The following is a 24,307-nucleotide window of genomic DNA, read 5'->3' on the forward strand; positions in this document are numbered from 1 at the left end:
GAGAGCCGCAGACACCGGACCACTGGGTGGGTGACAAGCGACAGCAAGGGTCCCGGCGTACGGCCCCCCGGCTCCGGTCGCCCCCGGGAGGGGCAGCAACCCTAGGAGGTCTCCCGTGCGCGTCGCCCTGCTCACCGAGGGTGCCCGCCCGCATCCCGACCGTGGCGCCGGCCCGTGGTGCGACCGGCTGGCCGAGGGCCTGCCGGAGCACGAGTTCGAGCTGTACCTGCTCACCGGCCCGGCCGGCTCCGGCGCCGCCGCCCGGCTCTCGCCCGCCTGGCACGGCGCCCGCGACCTGGCGCTGTGGGGGCGCCGCCCGCGCGGCCGGGCGCCCGGGGCGCTGCGCAGACGCCAGTACGCCCGGGCGTACGAGGAGCTGGTGCGGGCGCTGGTGCTGCCGGGGGAGCGGGCCGGCTTCGGGGCCGGGCTGTACCGGCTGGCGGCGCTGGCCCGGGAGGCCTCGGGCACGCTGCCCGCCTTCCTCGCCTCCGCCCACGCCCGCCGGGTGCTGGAACGGACCTGGCGGCTGCCCGGTGCGGACACCTCGGCCGGACAGCCGCTGGTGTGCGACGTCCTGGTCGCCGCGGACCTGCTGGAGCAGTGCCTGCGCCCGCTCTCCGCGCCCTGGTACGGCACCGGGTCGGGCGGCCTCGGCGGCGCCGACCTGTGCCACGTGGTCGGCGGCGGCCCGGCAGTGCTGCCCGCCCTGGTCGCCCGGCAGCTGCACGGGGTGCCGTTCGTGGTCACCGAGCACCGGCTGCACCTGCGCGAGCAGTACCTCGGCTGCGCGCCCCGAGCCCAGGGGCGCGCCGGTGCCGGAAGCGCCGGCCCCTCCGGCCCGACGGCGGGCGAGGAGGGCGAGCGGCGAGCGAGTCACCAGGCGCCCTACCGGTGGCCGGTCCGGGCGCTGCTGCTGTCCTACTTCCGGGCGCTCACCGAGGAGACCTACCGGCGGGCCGCGATACTCACCCCGGGTAGCGCCCACGACCAGCAGTGGCAGCGCCGCTGCGGGGCCGATCCGGCGCGCACCCGGGTGGTGTACGAGGGCACCCCGGCGGTGGACCGCCCGGCCGCCGGGCCGGAACCGCGGCGGCCCACCCTGGTCTGGGCGGGAGCGCTGGAGCCGGGGCGGGACACCGAACTGATGCTGCACGCCTTCTCCCGGGTCCGCACCGAACTGCCCGCGGCCCGGCTGGTGGTGCACGGCGAGGAGGCGGCCCCCGGCTACCTGGCGCACTGCGCGGCGGTCGCCGAGCGGCTCGGGGCGGCCGCGGCGGTGGACTTCGCCGGGCGGCCCGGCTCGCTCGCCGAGGCCTGGCAGGGCGGCACGGTGGTGGTCTTCTCCGCGCTCTCCCAGCGCAGCCCCCGGCTGCTCGCCGACGCCATGCTCAGCGGCCGGGCCGTGGTGTCCACCGATGTCGGGGTGGCCCGCGAGGTACTCGGCCCCACCGGGCTGCTGGTGCCCGCCCGCGACCCGCGCGCGCTGGCCGGGGCCTGCCTGGCGCTGCTGCGCGACGAGGAACGGCGCTCCCGGCTGGGCCTGGCCGGGCGGCTGCGGGCGCAGGAACGCTTCGCCGCCGAGCCGGTGATCGGTGCCTTCCGGGAGATCTACCTGGAACTGGTCTCGCAGTACCCGGCCTTCCCCGTCGGCGGCGGCGCCGACGGGGACGCCCGGGGGCCGCGCCCGTTCGCCCGCCCCGCCGAGTACTGGCTCAGCGACGGCCCGCGCGGCGAGCGGGACGAGCGTGAGGGGCGGGAGCGCGAAGGGCGGGGCGAGGGCGGGGAGGACGACGGCGAAGCCACCGAGGCCGTCACTCCGGGCCCGAGCCGCCCCGCCGCGCTCGCCGCGCGGGCCGACGCCCCGGCTGCGGCCCGCCCCGATCCGGCGAGACCGGCCGGGCCGGCCCTCGCGGAGGCCGTCTGATGACCGGCCCGGCCCAGCCGCGGACCCCCGGCCGCGCGGAGGCGGGGCCCGCACCCCGGGCGGGCGCCGGCGGCCCGCGGACCGGCCCGAGCGCAGACCCGGTGCGCGAGGTGATGGCCGCGCACCGGGAGCTGTGCGAGCGCGCCGTCGACCCGCTGGAGATCGCCGCCGGACTGGAGGAGGCCGGCTACGGCCCGGACACCGCCGCCCGCTGCCGGCACGTCGACCTGTTCTCGCTGGCCGAGGAACTGTACGCCCGGGTGCCCCGCCGGCCGCCGGCACCGGAGCCGCCCGGGCCCCGGCAGTGCGGGCCCGCCGCCCGGGCGGCGCTGACCGCGGCCGCCCTGGCCGCGCTGCCCTGTGCCGGGGTGGTGACGCTCGGCGCCCGGTGGCCGGTGCTGCTGTCCGCCGCCGTACCGCTGGTGCTGCTGCCCGCGCTGACCGCCCCGGCCCCGGCCGAGCCCGGCCCGCCGCCCGGCGGACCGGCCCGCCCGGCGGCGCTCGGCCCGGCCCGTACACCGACCAGGCCGACGGGCTCCGGGCCGGGCCCGACCGCCCTCGGGCAGGGGCTGGGCCTGGCCGCGCTCCTGCTGCTCCCGCTGGCGGCGCCGGGCGCGGACCGGCCGCTGGCCGCCGCGCTGGTGCTGGCCGCCGGGGTCTCGGCGGGCTCGGCCGAGCGGGCGGCCCGCTGGTACCGGCAGGTCGGTCGGGGCCACCTCGGGGCGGCCCGCACGCTGGCCGGGTTCCGGGCCCGGATGCGGCCGGTACTGCCGGTCGCGGTCGCGCTGCACCTGGCGGTGCTCGGGGTGCTGACCTACGCGGCGCTGGCCGTTCTGGCGGTCGTCGCGCCGCGCCCCGGGCCCGGCCACGGCGGCGGGCTGCTGCACCTGGCCGCCGAGCGGGCCGGCCCCGCCGCATGGGCCGCGCAGGGCGTGCTGGGCCTGCTGTTGGTGCTGCCCGCGCTGCTGGCCCGGTGCGGCCGGGCCACGGCCGCAGCGCTGGGCGCGGTGGCCGGGCCCGCCGCCGCGGCGGTGCTGCTCGCCCTGGGCCGCTCCTGGCCGTCGGCCGTCCTGCTGGGCGGCGGCGCGGTAGCGGCGGTGCTGGCGGTCCACGGCTGGGCGGTGCTCGGCCGGGCCGGCTCGCACCGCTGAGCCCGGCCCGGCGAACCCCGCCAGGCCGTGGACCGCCCGATGAACCCCCGTCCGAGGAACCGCCGCTCGATGAACACCTGTCAGATCTCGTTCGCTGTTCTCACTGTTTTCAGTTCGCCAGGTCGTCCCCGACCTCGCTTCGTGGAAGGACGCCCCCGATGAGGGTGCTGCTGCTGGGCGCCGACGGCTTCATCGGCCGCCGGGTGACCGATCGTCTGCTGATGGACCAGGAGTTGCAGGTGACGGTGCTCGGCCGGCGCGACTCGGCCGACATCCGCTTCGACCTGACCACCGGGAGTCCGGGCGCGCTGGCCCGCTTCCTGGACGCGGTCGCGCCGCAGGTGGTGATCAACTGCGCGGGCGCCACCTACGGCAGCTCGCGGACCCTGATCCGGTCGAACACGCTGGCCGTCGCGACGGTCTGCGAGGCGATCCGGCGCAGCCGGGAGCCGGCCCGGCTGGTGCACGTCGGCTCGGCCGCCGAGTACGGGCCGGTGCCCGGCGGGGTGCCGGTGTCCGAGCAGTCCGAGCCGCGGCCGGTCGGCCCGTACGGGGTCTCCAAGCTGGCCGGGACGGAGCTGGTGCTGGCCTCCGGGCTGGACGCGGCGGTGCTGCGGGTGTTCGACGTGGTGGGCCCGGGGGCGCCGACCGCCTCGCTGTTCGGGCGCCTGGCCGAGGGCCTGCGGCGGGCGCTGGAGCGGGACGAGAACCAGGTGCGGATGCCGGACCTGTCCGGATACCGGGATTTCGTGGACGTGCGGGACGTCGCCCGGGCGATCCAGGCGGCCGCGGTCTCGGCCGCCACCGGGGTGATCAACGTCGGCAGCGGGCACGCCGTGCGGGCCCGGGACGCGGCCCAGTTGTTGGTCCGGGCCTCGGGCTTCGAGGGGGCGATCGTGGAGGAGAACCGGCCGGTCCTGCTGCCCGCGCAGGTCGGCGGGCCGGGCGGCGACCACTTGGCCGGCCACCACCTGCCCGGCCACCGCGCGGAGGGCCACCGGCCGGAGGGCCGGCCCGCCCCGGGCGAGCCGGTGCCGTGGCGGCAGGCGGACGTGCGCACCGCCCGGGACCGTCTCGGCTGGCGGACACAGGTGCCGCTGGAGGAGTCGCTCGGGGACGTCTGGCTGGAGACGGCCTGCCGGGTGTGAGCCGGACGCGGGGGCGCCCCGGGCCCGCAACCACGGGCCCGGGGGGCTTCCGGGGGCCCGGTGGGCGGTTCCACGATCCGGCGCGGGCCGTCTCGCCCATCGGACGAGCTGTCTCGGAATACCGGCGGGGCGTGACACTGTTGGCCTAGAGAGCCACCTGAGTGGCGGTGCAACAACCCCGTCCGAGGCTGGCCCTGGCCGCCTGAAGAAGACACCCATCGGAGTCCCCGTGTCGTTGCCACCCCTGGTCGAACCGGCCGACGAGCTCACCGTTGACGAGGTCCGCAGGTACTCCCGCCACCTGATCATCCCGGACGTCGGGATGGCCGGGCAGAAGCGGCTGAAGAACGCCAAGGTGCTGTGCGTCGGCGCCGGCGGCCTCGGCTCGCCCGCGCTGATGTACCTGGCCGCGGCCGGGGTCGGCACGCTGGGCATCGTCGAGTTCGACGTGGTCGACGAGTCGAACCTGCAGCGCCAGATCATCCACGGCCAGGCCGACATCGGCCGCTCCAAGGCGGAGTCGGCGCGCGATTCGGTCAAGGAGATCAACCCCTACGTCGACGTGGTCCTGCACGAGGAGCGCCTCGACAACTCCAACGTGATGGAGATCTTCTCCGGCTACGACCTGATCGTGGACGGCACCGACAACTTCGCCACCCGCTACCTGGTGAACGACGCCGCGGTGCTGCTCGGCAAGCCCTACGTGTGGGGCTCGATCTACCGCTTCGACGGCCAGGCCAGCGTCTTCTGGGCCGAGCACGGCCCCTGCTACCGCTGCCTCTACCCGGAGGCCCCGCCGCCGGGCATGGTCCCGTCCTGCGCCGAGGGCGGCGTGCTGGGCGTGCTGTGCGCGTCCATCGGCTCGATCCAGGTCAACGAGGCGATCAAGCTGCTGGCCGGCATCGGGGACCCGCTGGTCGGCCGGCTGATGATCTACGACGCCCTGGAGATGAACTACCGCCAGGTGAAGGTCCGCAAGGACCCGAACTGCGCCGTCTGCGGGGAGAACCCGACGGTCACCGAGCTGATCGACTACGAGGCCTTCTGCGGCGTCGTGTCGGAGGAGGCGCAGGCCGCCGCGGCCGGGTCGACCATCACCTCCAAGCAGCTCAAGCAGTGGCAGGACGACGAGGAGGACATCTACCTCATCGACGTCCGCGAGCCCGGTGAGTACGAGATCGTCAACATCCCCGGCGCGGTGCTGATCCCGAAGAACGAGTTCCTCATGGGCGACGCCCTGGAGAAGCTCCCGCAGGACCGGAAGATCGTGCTGCACTGCAAGTCGGGCGTGCGCTCGGCCGAGGTGCTGGCCGTGGTCAAGGCCGCGGGCTTCGCCAATGCCGTCCACCTGGGCGGTGGGGTGCTCGGCTGGGTGAACCAGATCGAGCCGCACAAGCCGGTCTACTAGACCGTCGGGACGTGACGTACGGGGAGGGGCCCCACCGCGGACGAGCGCGGTGGGGCCCCTCCCCGTACGTGTGCTCGGACCGTACGTCCCCTCAGAGCGCCTGCCTGCGCTGCAGCACGTTGTAGGCGATCCAGCCCGGCAGCACCGGCAGCCAGAAGGTCAGCGCCCGGTAGAGGAACACCGCCGGGGTGGCGACCGCGGGGGAGACGTCCGCGACGGTCAGGGCGCCGATCAGGGCCACCTCGACCGGGCCGATGCCGCCCGGGGTGGGGATCGCCGAGCCGGCCGCGTTGGCGGTCAGGAAGACCACCGCGACGGCCGAGAAGCTGACGTCGCCGCCGAAGGCCTGCACCGAGAAGTCCAGGCAGGCGGTGAAGGAGAGGGTCAGCAGCAGGATGCCGCCGAAGCCGGTGACCAGCTTGCTGGGCGTCTGCATCAGGTCGAGCATCCGCGGCACCACGCCGAAGAACAGTGAGCGCAGCCGGCCCAGCACGAAGCGGCGCAGCGGCGCGACCGCGGCCACCACCAGGGCGAGCACCGCGGCGGTCAGTACCCCGATGATCACCGCCCGGGAGGCGGAGAGGTCGCCGTTGGTCTGGCTGCCGGTGATCAGGCCGAAGCTGAACAGCAGCAGCAGGTGCCCGGCCAGGCCCGCGAGTTGGGAGGCGCCGACCGAGGCGACCGCCTGGCCGGGGCGGATGCCGGCCTTCTGCAGGTAGCGGGTGTTGAGCGCGATGCCGCCGATCGCGGCGGGGGCGACCAGCTTCACGAAGGAGCCGGCCAGCTGGGCCGCGACGGTGCGCCGGAACGGCAGCCGCTCGGGGACGAAGCCGGTCAGACTCATCGCGGCGGCGACGTAGCTGAACGCGGCGGCCAGCAGGGCCGCCGCCGCCCAGGCCCAGTTCATCTGGGAGAGCTTGAGCTGGGCGGGCTTGATGGTGGTCAGCGCCAGGTAGGCGGCGAAGGTGAGCGCGATCACCATGATCAGGCTCTTCGGCTTCAGCCGTTCCAGCTTGGCCGGCTCCATCGGCGCCTCGGGGGCGATCTGCAGGATCTGGCCGCGGATGCGGCTGAGCAGGTCCTCGCCGGCCACCGCGATGTCCTCCTCGGCCTGCTCCTGGGTGCGCTCGCCGGCCGCGACCTGCTCCAGGGCCCTGGCCCGGGCGGCGGCCTTGCGCTCCTTGGTGAGCTTGGCGAGGTCGACCCGGGTGGAGCGGCTCATCCCGACCGGCTGGAGCAGCGGCAGCGCCTGGGCGACCCGGTCCGCGCCGAGCACCGCGTTGGCGGTGGCGACGGCCCGCTCGGGGCCGATCCGCAGGGCGAAGGTGGTGAGCAGCTGGGCGACGTCGATGCGCAGGGTCAGGTCGGTGGCGGCGATGTCGCCGCCGGACAGGTTGACCAGGCAGGCGGTGGCGTCGTCCACCACCAGCAGCGACTCGCCGGTCAGCCGGCGGTGGGCGATCCGGCGCTCGTGCAGGGCGGCCACCGACTGCCACAGCGAGGCCATCACCCGGTCGGTGACCTCCTCGTCGGCGAGCTCGTCGAGCGTTCGGCCCTCGACGTTCTCGTACACCAGGATCGCGGCGTCCGGGCCCAGCTCGGAGGTGGCCACCAACTGCGGCGCCCGGGCGCCCGAGGCGGCCGCCGCGTACGCGATCAGAGCCTCCTGCTCCAGCGCCTGGCGCAGTGACTGGGGGCTGCGGCGCACGGCCACCGAGCGCAGCCGCAGCCGGCGCCAGGCGCGGTAGAAGAAGCCGGAGGCCTGCTGCTCGCGGTCGATGATGTGGACGTCCAGCGGCGGGCCGTCCTGCTGGGTGACGTAGTAGCGGCGGGTGCCGCCGGGGGCGTCCGGGGCGCGGTGGGCGCCGTCCGGGGTGAAGCCGACCTTGCGCAGGCCGATCATCAGGTGCTGGCCGGTGGGCCGGATGTTGGGCGAGCCGATCGCGTACAGCGTGCCGTAGGCGACGGACCAGCCGATCAGCACGGTGAGCATCAGCGACAGCGGGGTGGTGTAGCCGCCGAGCAGCTCGGTGATCCCGCTGAAGACCACCACCACCCAAAGGGCCACCCGCCAGCGGGGTCTGCTCGACATGCCGACGGCGGTCATGTAGGCGATCACCGGGGCGAGGTAGCCGTGCACCGGGTCGGTGAGGGTGCCGTTGCTGTCCAGCGGCAGCCGGGTCAGGGCGTCCCGGATGTGCTCGGATGCGCCCTCGGCCACCCACCAGTCGATGCCCAGCGAGACGCCGTACGCGAGCACCGAGGCGAGCACGCCGTCGGCGACGCGCAGGCCGTCGCGTTTGATCAGCCGCTCGACGGCGAAGGCCAGCGGCACCGCCAGCACCGCGACGCTGGAGACCAGGCCGGTGATGGTGGAGAGCACCGCGGAGAAGTGCGGCGCGTTGGTGGCGATGTCCTGCTCGATGCCGGTGGTGGTCGAGGTGGCGATGCCGGCCAGGACGAAGACGGCGACTATCCCGAAGACCCCGGCCAGGAAGCGGATCAGGTCGGACGGGCGGTGCGCGCGGGCGGCGAGCAGCGGCTCGTCGACGTCCAGGTGGGGGGCGTCGTCCAGCGGGTCGTGGTACTCGGTCCGCGGGGCCGCCGGCGCCGGGGCGGGCGGCTCCGGCACGGCCTCGGGGGACGTCTCCGGAGACTTCTCGGGCGTGGGGGTCTTGATCGTCAGGTCCTTGATCAGGGAGACTTCCGGCGTCGGCCCGCTTCCGGGCCGCCCTTCGGACTCGTCACCGGGCGCCGGGGGCACGACAGAGCCGGACTCGTCGGAGTCCCTGTCCACGCCCACGTCAGCCGTCCCGGTCATCTGGTCTTGTCCTCGTATCACCACTCACCGCCCCGAAGATGGTGGCATGCCCCGACCCCCCGTGCTGGACAGGGGCCGGATCGGGCGCGGCGGGTCGTTCGTACGGGGCTTCGCGCGCTTCCCTGTGAGGAAGAATGCCGCAGGTGACGGACGTAACAGACGACGGCGTCCCGGACGCCCTACCACCGTTCGCCGAACTGGTGCTCGACCTGACCGAGCGGATTCCACCCGGCCGGGTGATGACCTACGGCGACGTCGCCGAGTACCTCGGCCAGGGCGGACCCCGCCAGGTCGGCCGGGTGATGGCCCTGTACGGCGGCTCGGTGCCCTGGTGGCGGGTGATCCGCGCGGACGGCCGCTTCCTGCCCGGCCACGAGCACCGCGCCCTCGCCCACTACGGCGAGGAGGGCACCCCGCTGCGCGAACTCGCCGACCCGCCCCGGGTCGACCTCAGACGGGCCCGCTGGGACGGCGAGGAGATTTCACCGAACCGTCCGCGCGGACGGGATTGACGGGGCAGGATCGTAGGCTCGATGCGGGCGGGCCCTCCGCGGGCCCGCCCCGGCCATGCCCCTCTGCACAACCCCAGGACGTTCGTGAGTTCCCCCTACCGGCTCGTGCGCAGCCCGCTCGCCCAGCCCGACCCGCCCGCGCTGGACGCCTACCAGCGCGCCGTGGTCGAGCACACCGGCGGCCCGCTGCTCGTCCTCGCCGGACCGGGCACCGGCAAGACCACCACCCTGGTCGAGGCGGTCGCCCGGCGGATCCAGGACGGCACCGACCCCGAGCGGATCCTCGTCCTCACCTTCAGCCGCAAGGCCGCCGTGGAACTGCGCGACCGGATGTCCGGCCGGCTCGGCGGCACCGCCGCCGCCCCGCAGGCCACCACCTTCCACTCCTTCTGCTACGCCCTGCTGCGCGCCCACCAGGACCCGGAGGACTACGCCGAGCCGCTGCGGCTGCTCTCCGGCCCCGAACAGGACGTCATGGTCCGCGAACTGCTGGCCGGCGGCGCCGAGGACGCCAAACTGGGCCTGAGCCGGATCGCCTGGCCGCTCGACCTGCGCGCCTGCCTGACCACCCGCGGCTTCGCCGACGAAGTCCGCGCCGTCCTCGCCCGCAGCCGCGAACTCGGCCTCGGCGAGGCCGAACTCGAACGCTTCGCCCAGGGCGTCCAGCGCCCCGACTGGGCCGCCGCCGCCCACTTCCTCGCCGACTACCTCGACGTGCTCGACCTGCGCGGCGTCCTCGACTACGCCGAACTCGTCCACCGCGCCGTGCTGCTCGCCGAACGCCCCGAGGTCGGCGAGGAACTGCGCCGCCGCTACGAGGTCGTCTTCGTCGACGAGTACCAGGACACCGACCCCGCCCAGGTCCGGCTGCTGCGCCAGCTCGCCGGCGGCGGCCGCGACCTCGTCGCCGTCGGCGACCCCGACCAGTCGATCTACGCCTTCCGCGGCGCCGACATCAACGGCATCCTCGACTTCCCCCAGGCCTTCCGCCGCGCCGACGGCACCCCCGCCGAGGTCAAGGTGCTGCGGGTCTCCCGCCGCTCCGGCGCCGTCCTGCTCGCCGCCTCCCGCGAACTCGCCCGCCGGATGCCGATGGGCCGGCTGCCCGCCGACAAACTCGCCCAGCACCGCGCCCTGCTGCCCTCCCGCGAGGGCGGCCGGGTCGAGGTGTACACCTACCCCACCCCCGGCGCCGAACTCGACTCGATCGCCGACCTGCTGCGCCGCGCCCACCTGGAGGACGGCGTGCCCTGGGGCGAGATGGCCGTGCTCGTACGGGCCGGCGCCCGCTCCATCCCCGGCGTGCGGCGGGCGCTCGGCGCGGCCGGCGTCCCGCTGGAGATCGACGGCGACGACCTGCCGCTGCGCGAGGAACCCGCCGTCGCCCAGCTGCTGCTCGCCCTGCGGGTCTGCGCCGAGCAGGCCGCCCGCGACAAGCAGGCCCTCCTCGACACCCCCGGTCCGGACACCCCCGACCCGCTCACCACCGACCTGGCCCACACCCTGCTCACCGGCCCGCTCGGCGGCCTCGACGGCTCCGACCTGCGCCGGCTCGGCCGCGCCCTGCGCGAGGAGGAACGCGCCGCGCTGCGCGCCGACGGCCGGCCCGCCGCCGCCCCCCGCCCGGCCGGCGAGCTGATCCGCGAGGCCCTCGCCGAACCCGAGCGGCTGATCGCCCTCGACCCGGCCACCGCCCGCCGCGCCCGCGACCTCGGCACCCTGCTGCGCAAGGTCCGCGAACTGCTGGCCGGCGGCTGCACCGCCGAGGACGCCCTGTGGGAACTCTGGGACGGCAGCCGCCGCTGGCGCGAACGCCTGGAACGGGCCGCCCTGCGCGGCGGCGCCGCCGGCCGCAACGCCGACCGCGACCTGGACGCGCTGTGCGCCCTGTTCGAGACCGCCGCCCGCGCCGAGGAACAGGTCACCGGCCACCGCAGCGCCCTCGACCTGCTCGCCGAACTCGAAGCCCAGGACATCGCCGCCGACACCCTCACCGTCCGCACCGTCCGCCCCGAGGCCGTACGGCTGATGACCGCCCACCGCTCCAAGGGCCTGGAGTGGCGCGTGGTCGTCGTCGCCGGCGTCCAGGACGGCCTCTGGCCCGACCTGCGCCGCCGCGGCTCCCTGCTGGAGGCCGACCGGATCGGCCGCGACGGCCTCGCCGAACCGCTCTCCCCGGCCGCCCTGCTCGGCGAGGAACGCCGGCTCTTCTACGTCGCCGCCACCCGCGCCAAGGAACGGCTGATCGTCACCGCCGTCAAGGCACCCGCCGACGACGGCGACGAACCCTCCCGCTTCCTGCGCGAGCTCTACCGCGAGGACGTCGACCCCACGACCGGCAAGGTCGTGCGCCGCACCCCGCCGGTCACCGTCGAGGACGTCACCCACCGCCCGCGCCGCCCGCTGTCGGTGGCCGCCCTGGTCGCCGAACTGCGCGCCGTCACCGTCGACCCGGCCCGCTCGCCCGAACTGCGCCGCGCCGCCGCCGAACGCCTTGCCGTCCTCGCCGCCGCCTCCGACGAGGACGGGCTGCCGCTGGTGCCCGCCGCCCACCCCGACCGCTGGTGGGGCCTGGACGACGCCACCACCGCCCCCGAGCCGCTGCGCAGCGCCGACGCGCCCGTCCGGCTGTCCGGCAGCGGCCTGGAACAGCTGGAGAACTGCTCGCTGCAGTGGTTCCTGGACAAGGAGGTCAAGGCCCGCGGCGCCGGGAGCGCCGCCCAGGGCTTCGGCAACGTGGTGCACGCCCTCGCCGATGAGGTCGGCTCCGGCCGCACCCCCGCCGACCTCGCCGTCCTGATGGCCCGCCTGGACACCGTCTGGGACGCCCTCGCCTTCGACGCCCCCTGGAAGTCCCACCAGGAGAAGACCGAGGCCCGCGCCGCCCTGGAGCGCTTCCTCAACTGGCACGTCCTGGAACGCGGCCGCGACCTGGTCGCCACCGAGCACGGCTTCGACGTCACCCTCGACGTCGGCGGCGTCTCGGTGCGCATCCGCGGCTCCATGGACCGGGTCGAGAAGGACCGGGCCGGTCGCGCCTACGTGGTCGACTTCAAGACCGGCAAGCAGATCCCCACCGACAAGTCCATGCCCGAGCACAAGCAGCTCGCCGTCTACCAGCTCGCCGTCCGGGCCGGCGCCCTCAACGAGCTGCCCGGCTTCACCGAACACCCCCCGGCCACCGGCGGCGCCGAACTCGTCCACCTGCGCGAGGCCGCCGCCAAGGCCGACCCGGACGCCCCCAAGGTGCAGCGCCAGGAACCGCCCGAGGGCGACCCGTGGATCGAGGACCTGCTCGCCAAGGCCGCCGGCAAGGTCCTCGCCGAACGCTTCGTCCCGCAGACCGGCGGCGGCTGCGACCGCTGCTCCTTCCGCCGCAGCTGCTCCGCCCAGCGCGACGGGGCGCAGCTGCTGTAACCCGCTCTGTGACCCGCCCGCTCGCCCCCGGGCGCCCAGTTCCGGTGCCGACGGTCGTCGCTCCGGCACTCCCTCGTTCGGCTCGGGGCGCGACGGCTGTCACTCGCCCCGCTCGCGCAGCTGCTGTGACTCGCCCGCTCGCCTCCGGGCGCTCCGTTCCGCCCGGGGCGGGGAGTAGCGGGGGTCACGGCGCCCGGGCGCCCGGCCTGTCGGTTCCGCCGGTTACGGTTGCGGGGTGACCGCCGTGCTCAGCCATCCCGACCAGCTCAAGGAGCTGCTGGGCATCCCGTTCAACCGGGAGCAGATGGCTGCCATCGGCGCCCCGCTCGCCCCGGCCGTGATCGTGGCCGGCGCCGGCTCCGGCAAGACCACCGTGATGGCCGCCCGGGTCGTCTGGCTGGTCGGCTCCGGCGCGGTACGGCCCGAGGAGGTGCTCGGCCTCACCTTCACCAACAAGGCCGCCGGCGAACTCGCCGAACGCGTCCGCACCGCCCTGCTGAGGGCCGGCGTCGCCGACCGGGACGACACCGATCCGCTCGGCGAAACCGAGATCTCCACCTACCACGCCTTCGCCGGCCGGCTGCTCAAGGAACACGGCCTGCGGATCGGCATCGAACCCGACGTCCGACTGCTCGCCGACGCCACCCGCTTCCAGCTCGCCGCCAAGGTGCTGCGCACCGCCCGCGGCCCCTTCCCCGCCCTCACCGGCACCTTCGCCAACCTCGTCGCCGACCTCACCGCCCTGGACGGCGAACTCGCCGAGCACCTGGTCGAGCCCGCCACCCTGCGCGCCCACGACGAGGAGCTGCTCGACACCCTCGCCACCGTCAAGCTCGGCAACGACGACCTGCGAGCCGTGCCCGCCACCGCCCGCGCCAGGCTGGAACTGCTGCGCCTGGTCGAGGACTACCGCCGCCGCAAGCAGGCCGCCGGGCTGATGGACTTCGGCGACCAGATAGCCGCCGCCGCCCGCCTCGCCCAGCAGCGCCCCGAGGTCGGCGAACTGCTCCGCGGCCAGTACCGGGTCGTCCTGCTCGACGAGTACCAGGACACCTCCGTCGCCCAGCGCCTGATGCTCGCGGGCCTGTTCGGCGCCGGCCCCGACCACAAGGGCGGCGGCCACCCGGTCACCGCCGTCGGCGACCCCTGCCAGGCCATCTACGGCTGGCGCGGCGCCTCCGTCGCCAACCTCGACGACTTCCCCCGGCACTTCCCCCAGGCCGACGGCCGCCCCGCCGACCGCTACGCGCTCAGCGAGAACCGCCGCAGCGGAGGCCGACTGCTCGCCTTCGCCAACGAACTCGCCGCCCCGCTGCGCGCCATGCACGAGGGCGTCGAGGCGCTGCGCCCGGCCCCCGGCGCCGAACTGGACGGCTACGCGCGGGCCGCGCTGCTGCCCACCCACGCCGAGGAGATCGACTGGCTCGCCGACTCCATCGCCCACCTGGTGCGCACCGGTACCGCGCCCGGCCGGATCGCCGTGCTGTGCCGGGGCGGCGCGGCCTTCCCCGACATCCACGCCGCGCTCGTCGCCCGCGAGGTTCCGGTCGAGGTGGTGGGCCTCGGCGGGCTGCTGCAACTGCCCGAGGTGGCCGACCTGGTGGCCGTCTGCGAGGTGCTCCAGGACCCGACCGCCAACGCCGCCCTGGTACGGCTGCTGATCGGCCCGCGCTGGCGGATCGGCCCGCGTGACCTCGCCCTGCTCGGCCGGCGCGCCGCCGAACTGGTGCGCACCGAGCGGCCCGAGGGCGTCGAGGCGCTGGCCGCGGCCGTCGCCGAGGCCGACCCGACCGAGGTGGTCTCGCTGGCCGACGCGGTGGAGACCTTCCTGACGGCCCCCTCCGGTGGGGAGGGCGACCAGCCCGACGACCTGCCGTTCTCCGCCGAGGCGAGGGTACGGCTGGCCCGGCTGGCCGCCGAGCTGCGCGAGCTGCGCCGCTCGCTGGCCGACCCGCTGATGGACGTGCTGCACCGGGTGCTGACCGTCACCGGCCTGGAGGTCGAACTCGCCGCCTCCCCGCAGGCGCTGGCCGCCCGCCGGCGGGAGACCCTGCACGCCTTCCTGGACGTCGCCGCCTCCTTCGCCGACCTGGACGGCGACCCGGGCCTGGCCGCCTTCCTCGGCTTCCTGCGCGCCGCCCAGGAGTACGAGCGCGGACTGGACAGCAGCCTGCCCGGCGGCGAGGACACCGTGAAGGTGCTCACCGCGCACAAGTCCAAGGGCCTGGAGTGGGACGTGGTGGCCGTCCCCGGCCTGGTGAAGGGCGCGTTCCCGTCCGGCTCCCCGCGCGAACGCTGGACCAGCACCAAGCGCGTGCTCCCGCACGCCCTGCGCGGTGACTCCGCGACCCTGCCCGACGTGCGGGGCGGCTGGACGTCCAAGTCGATGGCCGCGTTCAAGAAGGAGCTGGCCGAGCACTCGGGCACCGAGGAACTGCGCCTGGGCTACGTCGCGTTCACCCGGCCGAAGTCCCTGCTGCTGGCCTCCGGGCACTGGTGGGGCCCCAGCCAGAAGACCGTCCGCGGCCCGTCCGTCTTCCTGGAGCAGCTGCGCGCGCACTGCGAGCAGCCCGGCGCCGGCGAGGTCGAGCACTGGGCCGAGCAGCCGGAGAAGGGCGCCGGGAACCCGGCGCTGGCCGCCGCCGTCGAGCACCCCTGGCCGCTGCCGCTGGACCCGGCCGCCCAGCACGCCCGCCGCCGGGTCGCCGAGGTGGTCCGGCGGCGGCTCGCGGGGGCGCCCGCAGGTGATCCGGAGCCGATGGCCGTCGAGGACCAGCGCCAGGTCGCCTCCTGGGACCGCGACCTGACCGCGCTGCTGGGGGAGTTGGAGCGCTCCCGGCGCACCGCCCGCGAGGTGCCGCTGCCGGCCGCGCTGTCCGCCACCCAGCTGCTGCGGCTGGCCGCCGACCCGGACGGCTTCGCCCACGACCTGGCCCGCCCGATGCCGCGCCCGCCGCAGCCCGCCGCCCGGCGCGGCACCCGCTTCCACGCCTGGGTGCAGTCCCGGATCGAGCCGCTGCTGCTGATCGAGCCCGGCGCGCTGCCCGGCGCCGACGACGACGGCATCGAGGACGAGCAGGACCTGGAGCGGCTCAAGGAGGCGTTCCTGCGCACCCCGTACGCCCAGCGCCGGCCCTACCGGGTGGAGGCGCCGTTCCAACTGGTGCTGGCGGGGCGGGTGGTGCGCGGCCGGATCGACGCGGTCTACCGGGACGGTGACGGAGTGTCGGAATCCGGTGGTGCGTCACGCTACGAAGTGGTGGACTGGAAGACCCATCGGGAGGAGACCGCCGACCCGCTGCAGCTCGCGGTCTACCGGCTGGCCTGGGCCGAGTCGGCGGGCGTCGATCCCGAGCAGGTCACGGCGTCGTTCCTGTACGTCCGCAGCGGGCGGATCGTCAGACCGGCAGGACTTCCCGACCGAAAAGAGTTGGAACGGCTCCTGATCGGGAACAGTGACTAATGAGTCACGCAGAGCACCCGAGTCATCGCGCCGACGCCCGAAACCTGTGCGTCGTGCACGTTTCGCGCCTATTGTGGGGTCGGTAACCGGTCAACCCCGTGCTCCGGCCGCCAGCGAGGCCCGTATTCCCTGACCCTCAGTCATCACCGCAGGTGCCCCCGGCATCGGCGTCTTCTGCTGGAGAGACCGAAGTTGAGCGCGACCGGATGGATCAGAGAGCGGTTCACCGGGCCGACCCCGGGACCCGCTCCGGGCACGACCGGCACCTGGCCGAGGACGGCGCTCGCGCTGCCCTTCATCGGCATGGCGCTGATCGTCGTCCTCGACTACCTCAGCGGCACCGAGGTGACGGTCGAACCCGCCCTCACCGCCGTACCCGCACTGGCCGCCGTGGTCAGCCGCCGCACCTGGTACCCGCTCGTCATCGGGCTGTGCACCGAGGCGGCGGCCTTCCTGATGGCCTTCCGCAGCGACGCGCTCGGCGAGTCCGTGCACGCCGCCAGCGTCATCGCGATCCTGCTGGTCGCCACGATCGGCTGGGTCAGCGCCACCCTGAGACTGCGCCAGGAACGCGCCCTGGCCGACGCCCAGCTGGTCGCCTCGATCGCCCGGCGGGTCCTGCTGCGGCCCGTCCCGGAACGGGTCGGCAGCGTGCGCGCCGCCGTCCACTACGAGGCCGCCGCGGCCCACGCCCGGATCGGCGGCGACCTGTACGAGGTCGTCAACACCCGGCACGGCGTACGGGCCGTGGTCGGCGACGTGCGCGGCAAGGGCCTGGGCGCGGTCGAGACCGCCGCCGCCGTCCTCGGCGCCTTCCGCGAGGCCGCCCACCAGGAGCCCGCCCTCGACCGGGTGGCCGGCTGGCTGGCGGTCAGCCTGGACCGCGCCCTGCACGAGAACGACCACCCGGGCGTGGAGGAGGAGTTCGTCACCCTCGTCCTGATCGGAGTCGGACCGGACGGCACCGCCGAACTCGTCAACTGCGGCCACCCCTCGCCGCTGCTGCTCCGCGACGGCCGCGTCCAGCCGCTCGAACTTGCCGAGACCGTACCGCCGTTGGGCGTCCTCGACCCGGCCGACGTCCGCCCCCCGGTGCACCGGGTCCCGCTGCACGGCGACGACCGGGTGCTGCTGTTCACCGACGGGGTGATCGAGGCCCGGGACCGCTCCGGCGCCTTCTACCCTCTCGCCGAACGCTTCCCGCGCTGCGCCGACGGCCGCCCCGCCGACGTCCTGCAGCGCCTGCACCAGGACGTGGTGCGCCACGTCGGCCGCCAACTCGGCGACGACGCGGCCATGCTGCTCCTCCAGTACGACCCGACCCCGCCCGCCCTCGCCCACCTGCCCCAGCAGGCGGGCGTCCTGACCAACCGCTGACCTCCGGAGCTAGAGCGACACCCGGACCAGCAGCGGCCGGTGGTCCGACACCCCGGTGTGCGGCGCCGCCGCCGGGCCCACCGTCGCGCGCGGCACTCCCACCGCGAGCACGTGGTCGAACTGCACCGCCGGCCGGTGCGCGGGATAGGTCGGCGTGCGCGCCAGGTCGTACCAGCCCTGCAGCCGTGCCCTCGGCTCGCGCACCCGCCGCCGGCGCGGCTCGGCCAGCACCGGCCGGGCCCGCCGGGCGGCCCGCAGCTCCCGCACCCGCGCCCGCGGCGCGGTGCGCTCCAGCGCCGTCGCCCCGCCGAGCACCGTGCGCGGCACCGCGCCGATCAGGTTGAAGTCCCCCAGCACCAGGTGGGGCTGCGGCAGGTCGGCGATCCAGCGCCGGATCCCGGCCAACTGCGCCATGTTCCAGCCGGGCACGAAGGACAGGTGCGCGGCCACCACGGTGAACGGCCCGCGCTCGCCCTCCAGCACCGCCGCCAGCGCGGCCCGCGGCTCGTCCGGCACCGGGGTCAGCCCGCGCCGCCCGGCCACCCGCAGCGGCAGTCCGAACGGTGCCGGGGCGAACCGCCGGGCCCGCCAGTGCCGGACCGGCAGCCTGGTCAGCAGGGCCGTCCCGTACGAGGGCGCGGCGCCGTCGCCCACCTCGGCCGGGCCGTACACCCGCAGCCCGTCGGGTCCGGACGGCTCCCGCACCCAGCCCGCCACCGGCGCCGGGCGCCCGTGCAGGGCGGCGGCGAAGCGCCAGTCGCCGGCGCCCATCGCGGCGGCCGCCACCGCCGCCTGGTCGGTGCCGCCCGATCGCGACTGGTGCCGGTCCACCTCCTGCAGGGCCAGGACGTCGGCGTCCAGTGCGGCCACCGCCTGCGCCAACGGGTCTCCCGCGTCGGCCGGGTAGGGCAGCGGCGCGCCGTCCGGGCCGAGCGGCTGGCCGTGCAACAGGTTGAAGGTAGCGATGCGCAACTGGCTCACACCGCACGACGGTACCGGAGGGCGCGCGGCTTGAGGCCGCAGGGCATACCGGGTATACATACTCGGTATGTCCATCCGCCACGGTCTGCTCGCCCTGCTCGATCAGGGACCCCGCTACGGCTACCAGCTGCGCACCGAGTTCGAGGCGCGCACCGGCGCCACCTGGCCGCTCAACGTCGGGCAGGTCTACACCACACTGTCCCGGCTGGAGCGCGACGGCCTGGTCGAAGCCGCCGGCGAGGACGCCGAGGGCCACCAGTTCTACGCCGTCACCGACGCCGGCCGCGCCGAACTGCGGGCCTGGTTCGACACCCCGGTGCCCCGGACCAACCCCCCGCGCGACGAACTGGCGATCAAGCTCGCCATGGCCGTCACCGTGCCCGGGGTCGACGTCTCCGCCGTCGTCCAGGGCCAGCGCCGGCACAGCATCAAGGCGCTCCAGGACTACACCCGGCTCAAGGGCCGCGCCCTGGCCGGCGAGGCCAGACCCGGCACCGTGCCCTCGGAGAGCAACGACCTCGCCTGGCTGCTCGTCCTCGACCAGCTGATCTTCCAGACCGAGGCCGAGATCCGCTGGCTCGACCACTGCGAGACCCGGCTCGCCCAGCAGGCCGAACTCCAGCAGGCCCGCGCCGCCGAGGCCGCCCGCGACGGCGCCGCGAAACCCAAGCGGCTCGGCCGCCGCAGCCACGCCTAGAGCCCCGCGGTCACGCCCGGGCCCGGTCCGGCTCCGGGCCCGGTCCGGACCTGTAGCCACCCCGGGCGCGCCCGGCCGCCCGAAACCACCCGCCGCCGCAGTCGCGCCCATCCACCCGCACCACGGGCGGGCGCCGCGGCGCCCGCCCGTACCCAGCCCAGAGGGGGGAACCGTGTCCCACACCCAACAGTCCCGGCAGACACCGGTGCTGCACCTGGAGAACGTCACCCGTGTCCACGGCCAAGGCGCCGCCGAGGTCCAGGCCCTGCGCGGGGTCGACCTCAAGGTCCACCCCGGCGAGTTCGTCGCCGTCATGGGCCCCTCCGGCTCCGGCAAGTCGACCCTGCTCACCCTCGCCGGCGGCCTCGACAGCCCGAGCGGCGGCCAGGTCCTGGTCGAGGGCGTCGCGCTCGGCGGACTCACCCGCAAGAAGCTCGCCCAGGTCCGCCGCCGCTCCGTCGGGTACGTCTTCCAGGACTACAACCTGATCCCGGCGCTCACCGCCGCCGAGAACATCTCGCTGCCGCGCGAACTCGACGGCCTGTCCGCCCGTGCCGCCCGCCGCGAGGCCCTCGCCGCCCTGGAGGAACTCGGCATCCCCGAGCTCGCCGACCGCTTCCCCGACGACATGTCCGGCGGCCAGCAGCAGCGCGTCGCCATCGCCCGCGCCCTGATCGGCGACCGCCGCCTCGTCCTCGCCGACGAACCCACCGGCGCCCTCGACTCCACCACCGGCGAAGCCGTCCTCGCCGTGCTGCGCGCCCGCTGCGACGCCGGCGCCGCCGCCATGATGGTCACCCACGAAGCCCGGCACGCCGCCTGGGCCGACCGCGTGGTCTTCCTGCGCGACGGCCGCATGGTCGACGAGTCCGTCAGCCAGGACGCCGCCAGCCTGCTCGTCGCCGCCGCCACCAACAGCGCGAAGGTGGACGAGTGAAGCTCAGCGCCTGGCGGGTCGCCCTGCGCATCGCCCGCCGTGACGCCCTGCGGGCCAAGGGCCGCAGCGCCCTGGTCGTCGCGATGGTCGCCCTGCCCGTCCTCGGCGTCACCGGCGCCGACGTCTTCTACCGCAGCTCCACCCTCGAACCCGCCGAACGGGTCGTGCGGATCATGGGCCAGTCCGACGCCGAACTCAACCTGGCCGAGCGCGGCTCCGCCGTCAAACAGGCCCCCAACCCCGACGACGGCGTCCTCACCGACAACCCCAAGGACGACGCCAAGGACGGCGCCGCCCCCGTCTACACCGCCGCCCAGCAGCGCTCCCTCGACACCGAACCAGGCGAGCTGGTACGGCAGTTGCTCCCGCCCGGCAGCATCCTGGTGCCCGAGCACGAGGGCCCCAGCACCGCCGCCAGCAGCACCGAGGGCCTGCTCGCCACCCAGACCGGCGAAGCCGACCTGACCGATCCGGTCTGGCACGGCCGGGTCAACCTGGTCCAGGGCCGCGCCCCCGCCGACGACCACGAGGCCGCCGTCACCCGCGAGTTCCTCAGCCGTTCCGGCCTCAAGCTCGGCGACCGCACCACCGTGCGCGGACTGGAGTCCAGCCCCTTCACCATCACCGCCGCCGTCGAGTTCCCCGGCGACCTCAAGGCCACCGAGATCATCGCCCGGCCCGGCGCCCTGGTCGGACGGCTGGCCGGCGCCCCCGGCACGGGCCAGGGCCAGAACCCCGGACAGAACCCCGCCCCGCTCGCCGTCCAGAACCCCGGACAGAACCCCGCCCCGGCCCCCGACACCGCCACCCGCTGGCTGGTCAAGCTCCCCGCCGGCGCCACCCTCGACTGGGCCAAGGTCACCGAACTCAACGGCTACGGCTTCACCGTCGCCTCCCGCGCCGTCCTGCTCGACCCGCCCGCCCGCGCCGACGTCCCCTTCTACACCGAGATGGACAAGCGCTTCGGCGGCCGGAGCACCGCCTTCTTCGACCGCACCTCCGTCGTCATCCTCGGCACCGTCGCCGGCATGGCGCTGCTGGAGATCGTGCTCCTCGCGGGCCCCGCCTTCGCCGTCGGGGCCAGGCGCTCCCGGCGGCAGCTCGGCCTGCTCGCCGCGGCCGGCGGTGACCGCGCCAACGTCCGCGCGGTCGTCCTCGGCGGCGGCGTCGTCCTCGGCGTCACCGGCGCCGCCGTCGGCCTGGGCCTCGGCGTCGGGCTGGTCGCCCTGCTGCGCACCCAGGCCGAGGACTACGCCGGCCAGCGCTTCGGCCACTTCAACCTGCAGCCGCTCGACCTGCTCGGGGTGCTCCTGGTCGGCCTGGTCACCGGGTTGCTCGCCGCCGTCGTACCCGCCGTCCAGGCCTCCCGGCAGGACGTCGTCTCCGCGCTCACCGGCCGCGACTCGCTCAAGCCCCCGAGCCGCAAACTCGCCCTGCTCGGCCTGCTGATGCTCGCCGCCGGAACGGCCCTCGCCCTGCTCGGCGCCACCAGCGGCTTCGCCAGCCGAAGCCTCGCCGTCCTCGGCGGCTCCGCCCTCGCCGAACTCGGCATGGTCGCCCTCACCCCGTACCTGGTCGGCCTGTTCGGCAAGCTCGGCCGCTGGCTCTCGCTCGGCCCCCGGCTCGCCCTGCGCGACTCCGTACGCCACCGCGGCCGCACCGCGCCCGCCGTCGCCGCCGTGATGGCCGCCGTCGCCGGCTCCGTCGCGGTCAGCATCTACCTGGCCAGCTACGACGACCAGCAGCGCCACGAGTACGTGGCCGGCGGCCCCGCCGGGGCCGTCATGCTCGGCGGCTGGATCAGCGACACCGACGCCAAGCTGCTGCCGCAGCTGCGCGACACCGTCGAACGTTCCATCCCCGACATCGGGCCGCGCGCCGATGTCGCCCGGGTCACCTACAAGGGCGACTGCTCGGGGGGCAAGCCCTGCGGCTACGTCCGGATCGAACTGCCCAAGGAACTGCGCTGCCCCGCCTACGACGGCGACGCCGTGCTCAGCAACGAGGAGGTCAACCGGATCACCTCCTCCGACCCGCGCTGCCAGGTCCGCGACCGCAGCGGCAACCACTTCAGCAGCCTGACGGCGGGCGACCCCACCCTGGTGCGCAACCTCTTCGGCGTCACCGACCCGGCCGCCGCCACGGCCCTCGCGGCCGGCAAGGCCGTCGTCTTCGACCCGCGCTACGTCAAGGACGGCAAGCTGATCATCGAGACCACCGAACCGTTCGACCGCGGCCTCGGCGGCGCGAGCCAGGCCAAGCCGGCGCGCACCGAACTCACCGTCGACGCCGTCCTGGTGTCCGCCACCGTCCCGGCCCACGGCCAGGCCGTGCTCAGCCCCGAGACCGCCAGCCGGCTCGGCCTCGGCACCACCCCGGCCGGCTCGGTCTGGCTGCCCGCCGCCCCGCCCAGCGACGCCGCCGAGCAGAAGGCCAACGGCGCACTGGCCAAGGTCAGCGACCACAGCCAGTTCTCGATCGAGCGCGGCTACCAGTCCCGGGCCGGACTGATCGGCCTCGGCCTGAACGGCTTCGCCGCCCTGGTCGCCCTCGGTGCCGCCGGCATCGCCACCGGACTCGCCGCCGCCGACTCCCAGCGTGACCTGACCACCCTCGCCGCGGTCGGCGCCGAACCGCGGATCCGGCGCTCGCTCTCCGGCTTCCAGTGCGGGGTGATCGCCGCCATGGGGACCCTGCTCGGCACCGTCTGCGGAGTCCTGCCGGCCGTGGCCCTGCGCAAGGTGCAGGGCCTGGCGAGCAGCTACCCCGGCATGAGCCCCGAGGAGATCGCCGAGAAGTCCTCGGTGGTCCTCCCCTGGCCCACCGTCGCCGCCACCGTGGTGGTGCTGCCGCTGCTCGCGGCGGGCCTGGCGGCGGCCCTCACCCGCTCGCGGATCTCGCTGCTGCGCCGCACCGGCTGACGCCCGCGCCCGGCTCCCGTCACCCCCGCCCGCCCTGCCCGGCGGCGGGGGTGACGGAGGTTACAGCCCCGACGGCGTCCGGCACCCAGAGGGCCGGGGCGGGCACCCGTACGGGCGAACTACAGTCGTCGGTATGACGAGAACCCCGGACAGCGCCGTCCGCTCCCACATCGACCAGCACCAGGCCGCGTTCCTCGCCGACCTCTCCGAATGGCTGGCCATCCCCTCGGTCTCCGCCGACCCGGAGCGCGCCGGGGACGTCCGCCGCTCCGCCGACTGGCTGGCCGCCAAGCTGCGTGACACCGGCTTCCCGGTGGCCGAGGTGTGGGAGACCGACGGGCTTCCGGCGGTGTTCGCCGAGTGGCCGTCGGGGGACGACTCCGCGCCGACCGTCCTGGTCTACGGGCACCACGACGTGCAGCCCGCCGCGAAGGAGGACGGCTGGGACACCGAGCCGTTCACCCCGACCGTGGTCGGCGGCCGGCTGTACGCGCGCGGCGCCGCCGACGACAAGGGCCAGGTGTTCTTCCACACCCTGGGGGTGCGCGCCCACCTGGCCGCCACCGGCCGCACCGCGCCGGCCGTCAACCTCAAGCTGCTGATCGAGGGGGAGGAGGAGTCCGGCTCGCCGCACTTCGCCGACCTGGTGCGGCGCGAGGCCGGGCGGCTGGCCGCCGACGTGGTGGTCATCTCCGACACCGGCATGTGGTCCGAGACCACGCCGACCGTGTGCACCGGCATGCGCGGCCTCGCCGACGCCCAGCTCGACCTGTACGGGCCGGACACCGACATCCACTCCGGCTCCTTCGGCGGCGCCGTCCCCAACCCGGCGCAGGTCGCGGCCGAGCTGGCCGCCGCCCTGCACGACGCCGACCACAGGGTCGCCGTCCCGGGCTTCTACGACGGGGTCGTGGAGCTGACCGAGCGTGAGCGCGAGCTGTTCGCCGAACTGCCCTTCGACGAGGCCCAGTGGCTGCGCGTCGCCAAGTCCCACGGCACCCGCGGCGAGGCCGGGTACTCCACCCTGGAGCGGGTCTGGGCCCGTCCGACCGCGGAGGTCAACGGCATCTGGGGCGGCTACACCGGCCCCGGCGGCAAGACCATCGTGCCGTCCTCGGCCCACCTCAAGCTGTCCTTCCGGCTGGTCGCCGGGCAGGAGGTGGAGAAGGTCCGCGAGGCGGTCCGGGCCTGGGTCGCCGAGCAGGTCCCCGAGGGCATCCGGTACGAGCTGGTCTTCCCCGGCGCGACCCGGCCCTGCCTGACCCCGCTGGACCACCCGGCGCTGCAGTCCACCGTCCGCGCGATGGGCCGCGCCTTCGGGCAGAAGATCCTCTTCACCCGCGAGGGCGGCTCGGGCCCCGCGGCCGACCTGCAGGACGTGCTGGGCGCGCCGGTGCTGTTCCTCGGTATCTCGGTGCCCTCGGACGGCTGGCACTCGGTCAACGAGAAGGTCGAGCTGGACCTGCTGGCCAAGGGCGTCGAGACCGCCGCCTACCTGTGGGGCGACCTGGCCGAGAACTTCCGGCCCGGCGCGTGAGCCTCTCGCGCCT

Annotated in this window: 14 protein-coding genes; 12 read left to right on the top strand and 2 right to left on the bottom strand. The window is 75.4% G+C overall.

The window, feature by feature from the left end:
• Window positions 1–115: 115 nt before the first annotated feature.
• From ACZ7BZ_RS25070 to moeZ, 4 genes are all read left to right on the top strand, one after another.
• Complete coding sequence (locus tag ACZ7BZ_RS25070) at window positions 116–1,924, top strand: DUF3492 domain-containing protein (RefSeq protein WP_470360228.1); 1,809 nt, start codon at window positions 116–118, stop codon at window positions 1,922–1,924.
• Window positions 1,924–3,075 (top strand): hypothetical protein, encoded by a 1,152-nt coding sequence (locus ACZ7BZ_RS25075; protein WP_470360229.1) that lies wholly within the window; start codon window positions 1,924–1,926, stop codon window positions 3,073–3,075. Before ACZ7BZ_RS25070 ends, ACZ7BZ_RS25075 begins: the two co-directional genes overlap by 1 nt.
• 158 nt (window positions 3,076–3,233) lie before the next feature.
• A complete protein-coding gene (locus ACZ7BZ_RS25080) occupies window positions 3,234–4,223 on the top strand; it encodes an NAD-dependent epimerase/dehydratase family protein (protein ID WP_470360230.1) in 990 nt (329 codons plus the stop codon).
• Window positions 4,224–4,452: 229 nt separating this feature from the next.
• Complete coding sequence (gene moeZ, locus ACZ7BZ_RS25085; RefSeq protein ID WP_380463498.1) at window positions 4,453–5,631, top strand: adenylyltransferase/sulfurtransferase MoeZ; 1,179 nt, start codon at window positions 4,453–4,455, stop codon at window positions 5,629–5,631.
• A 91-nt stretch (window positions 5,632–5,722) separates the two neighbouring features.
• On the opposite strand, the gene ACZ7BZ_RS25090 is transcribed toward moeZ, so the two are convergent.
• Window positions 5,723–8,452, bottom strand: coding sequence for a flippase-like domain-containing protein (locus ACZ7BZ_RS25090; RefSeq protein WP_470360231.1), 2,730 nt, complete (start codon window positions 8,450–8,452; stop codon window positions 5,723–5,725).
• Window positions 8,453–8,586: 134 nt separating this feature from the next.
• Between ACZ7BZ_RS25090 and ACZ7BZ_RS25095 the strand changes: the two genes are divergently transcribed.
• The 4 genes from ACZ7BZ_RS25095 (at window position 8,587) to ACZ7BZ_RS25110 (ending at window position 17,221) form a co-directional block, all read left to right on the top strand.
• Window positions 8,587–8,964 carry an MGMT family protein gene (locus tag ACZ7BZ_RS25095; protein WP_470360232.1) on the top strand — a complete coding sequence of 126 codons (378 nt, stop codon included), beginning with the start codon at window positions 8,587–8,589 and terminating at the stop codon, window positions 8,962–8,964.
• 21 nt (window positions 8,965–8,985) lie between these two features.
• A complete protein-coding gene (locus ACZ7BZ_RS25100) occupies window positions 8,986–12,381 on the top strand; it encodes an ATP-dependent helicase (protein WP_470360233.1) in 3,396 nt (1,131 codons plus the stop codon).
• Between the two features lie 235 nt (window positions 12,382–12,616).
• The gene (locus ACZ7BZ_RS25105) at window positions 12,617–15,844 is read left to right on the top strand and encodes a UvrD-helicase domain-containing protein (protein ID WP_470360234.1); all 3,228 of its coding nucleotides are present in this window, start codon (window positions 12,617–12,619) and stop codon (window positions 15,842–15,844) included.
• 192 nt (window positions 15,845–16,036) lie between these two features.
• Entirely contained in the window at window positions 16,037–17,221 is a 1,185-nt protein-coding gene (locus tag ACZ7BZ_RS25110; protein ID WP_470360235.1) for a PP2C family protein-serine/threonine phosphatase, read from the top strand.
• A 9-nt stretch (window positions 17,222–17,230) separates the two neighbouring features.
• Here ACZ7BZ_RS25110 and ACZ7BZ_RS25115 read toward each other — a convergent pair whose 3' ends face one another.
• The gene (locus tag ACZ7BZ_RS25115; RefSeq protein WP_470360236.1) at window positions 17,231–18,202 is read right to left on the bottom strand and encodes an endonuclease/exonuclease/phosphatase family protein; all 972 of its coding nucleotides are present in this window, start codon (window positions 18,200–18,202) and stop codon (window positions 17,231–17,233) included.
• Between the two features lie 67 nt (window positions 18,203–18,269).
• Between ACZ7BZ_RS25115 and ACZ7BZ_RS25120 the strand changes: the two genes are divergently transcribed.
• From ACZ7BZ_RS25120 to ACZ7BZ_RS25135, 4 genes are all read left to right on the top strand, one after another.
• Window positions 18,270–18,899, top strand: coding sequence for a PadR family transcriptional regulator (locus ACZ7BZ_RS25120; protein WP_380461818.1), 630 nt, complete (start codon window positions 18,270–18,272; stop codon window positions 18,897–18,899).
• Between the two features lie 172 nt (window positions 18,900–19,071).
• Window positions 19,072–19,836, top strand: a complete 765-nt coding sequence (locus tag ACZ7BZ_RS25125; RefSeq protein ID WP_380461819.1) for an ABC transporter ATP-binding protein — start codon at window positions 19,072–19,074, stop codon at window positions 19,834–19,836.
• Window positions 19,833–22,757: an FtsX-like permease family protein gene (locus ACZ7BZ_RS25130; RefSeq protein WP_470360237.1), complete on the top strand. Its 2,925-nt coding sequence runs from the start codon at window positions 19,833–19,835 to the stop codon at window positions 22,755–22,757. The genes ACZ7BZ_RS25125 and ACZ7BZ_RS25130 overlap by 4 nt, the downstream gene beginning before the upstream one ends.
• Before the next feature lie 133 nt (window positions 22,758–22,890).
• Window positions 22,891–24,294, top strand: coding sequence for a dipeptidase (locus ACZ7BZ_RS25135; RefSeq protein ID WP_470360238.1), 1,404 nt, complete (start codon window positions 22,891–22,893; stop codon window positions 24,292–24,294).
• Window positions 24,295–24,307: the final 13 nt, after the last annotated feature.

It is taken from the genome of Kitasatospora sp. NPDC036934 (assembly GCF_055608425.1).

Coding starts and splice junctions, on each gene's coding strand:
- ACZ7BZ_RS25075 (WP_470360229.1), top strand. CDS start 1,924: ATGACCGGCCCGGCCCAGCCGCGGACCCCCGGCCGCGCGGAGGCGGGG.
- ACZ7BZ_RS25080 (WP_470360230.1), top strand. CDS start 3,234: ATGAGGGTGCTGCTGCTGGGCGCCGACGGCTTCATCGGCCGCCGGGTG.
- ACZ7BZ_RS25090 (WP_470360231.1), bottom strand. CDS start 8,452: ATGACCGGGACGGCTGACGTGGGCGTGGACAGGGACTCCGACGAGTCC.
- ACZ7BZ_RS25095 (WP_470360232.1), top strand. CDS start 8,587: ATGCCGCAGGTGACGGACGTAACAGACGACGGCGTCCCGGACGCCCTA.
- ACZ7BZ_RS25100 (WP_470360233.1), top strand. CDS start 8,986: ATGCGGGCGGGCCCTCCGCGGGCCCGCCCCGGCCATGCCCCTCTGCAC.
- ACZ7BZ_RS25120 (WP_380461818.1), top strand. CDS start 18,270: ATGTCCATCCGCCACGGTCTGCTCGCCCTGCTCGATCAGGGACCCCGC.
- ACZ7BZ_RS25135 (WP_470360238.1), top strand. CDS start 22,891: ATGACGAGAACCCCGGACAGCGCCGTCCGCTCCCACATCGACCAGCAC.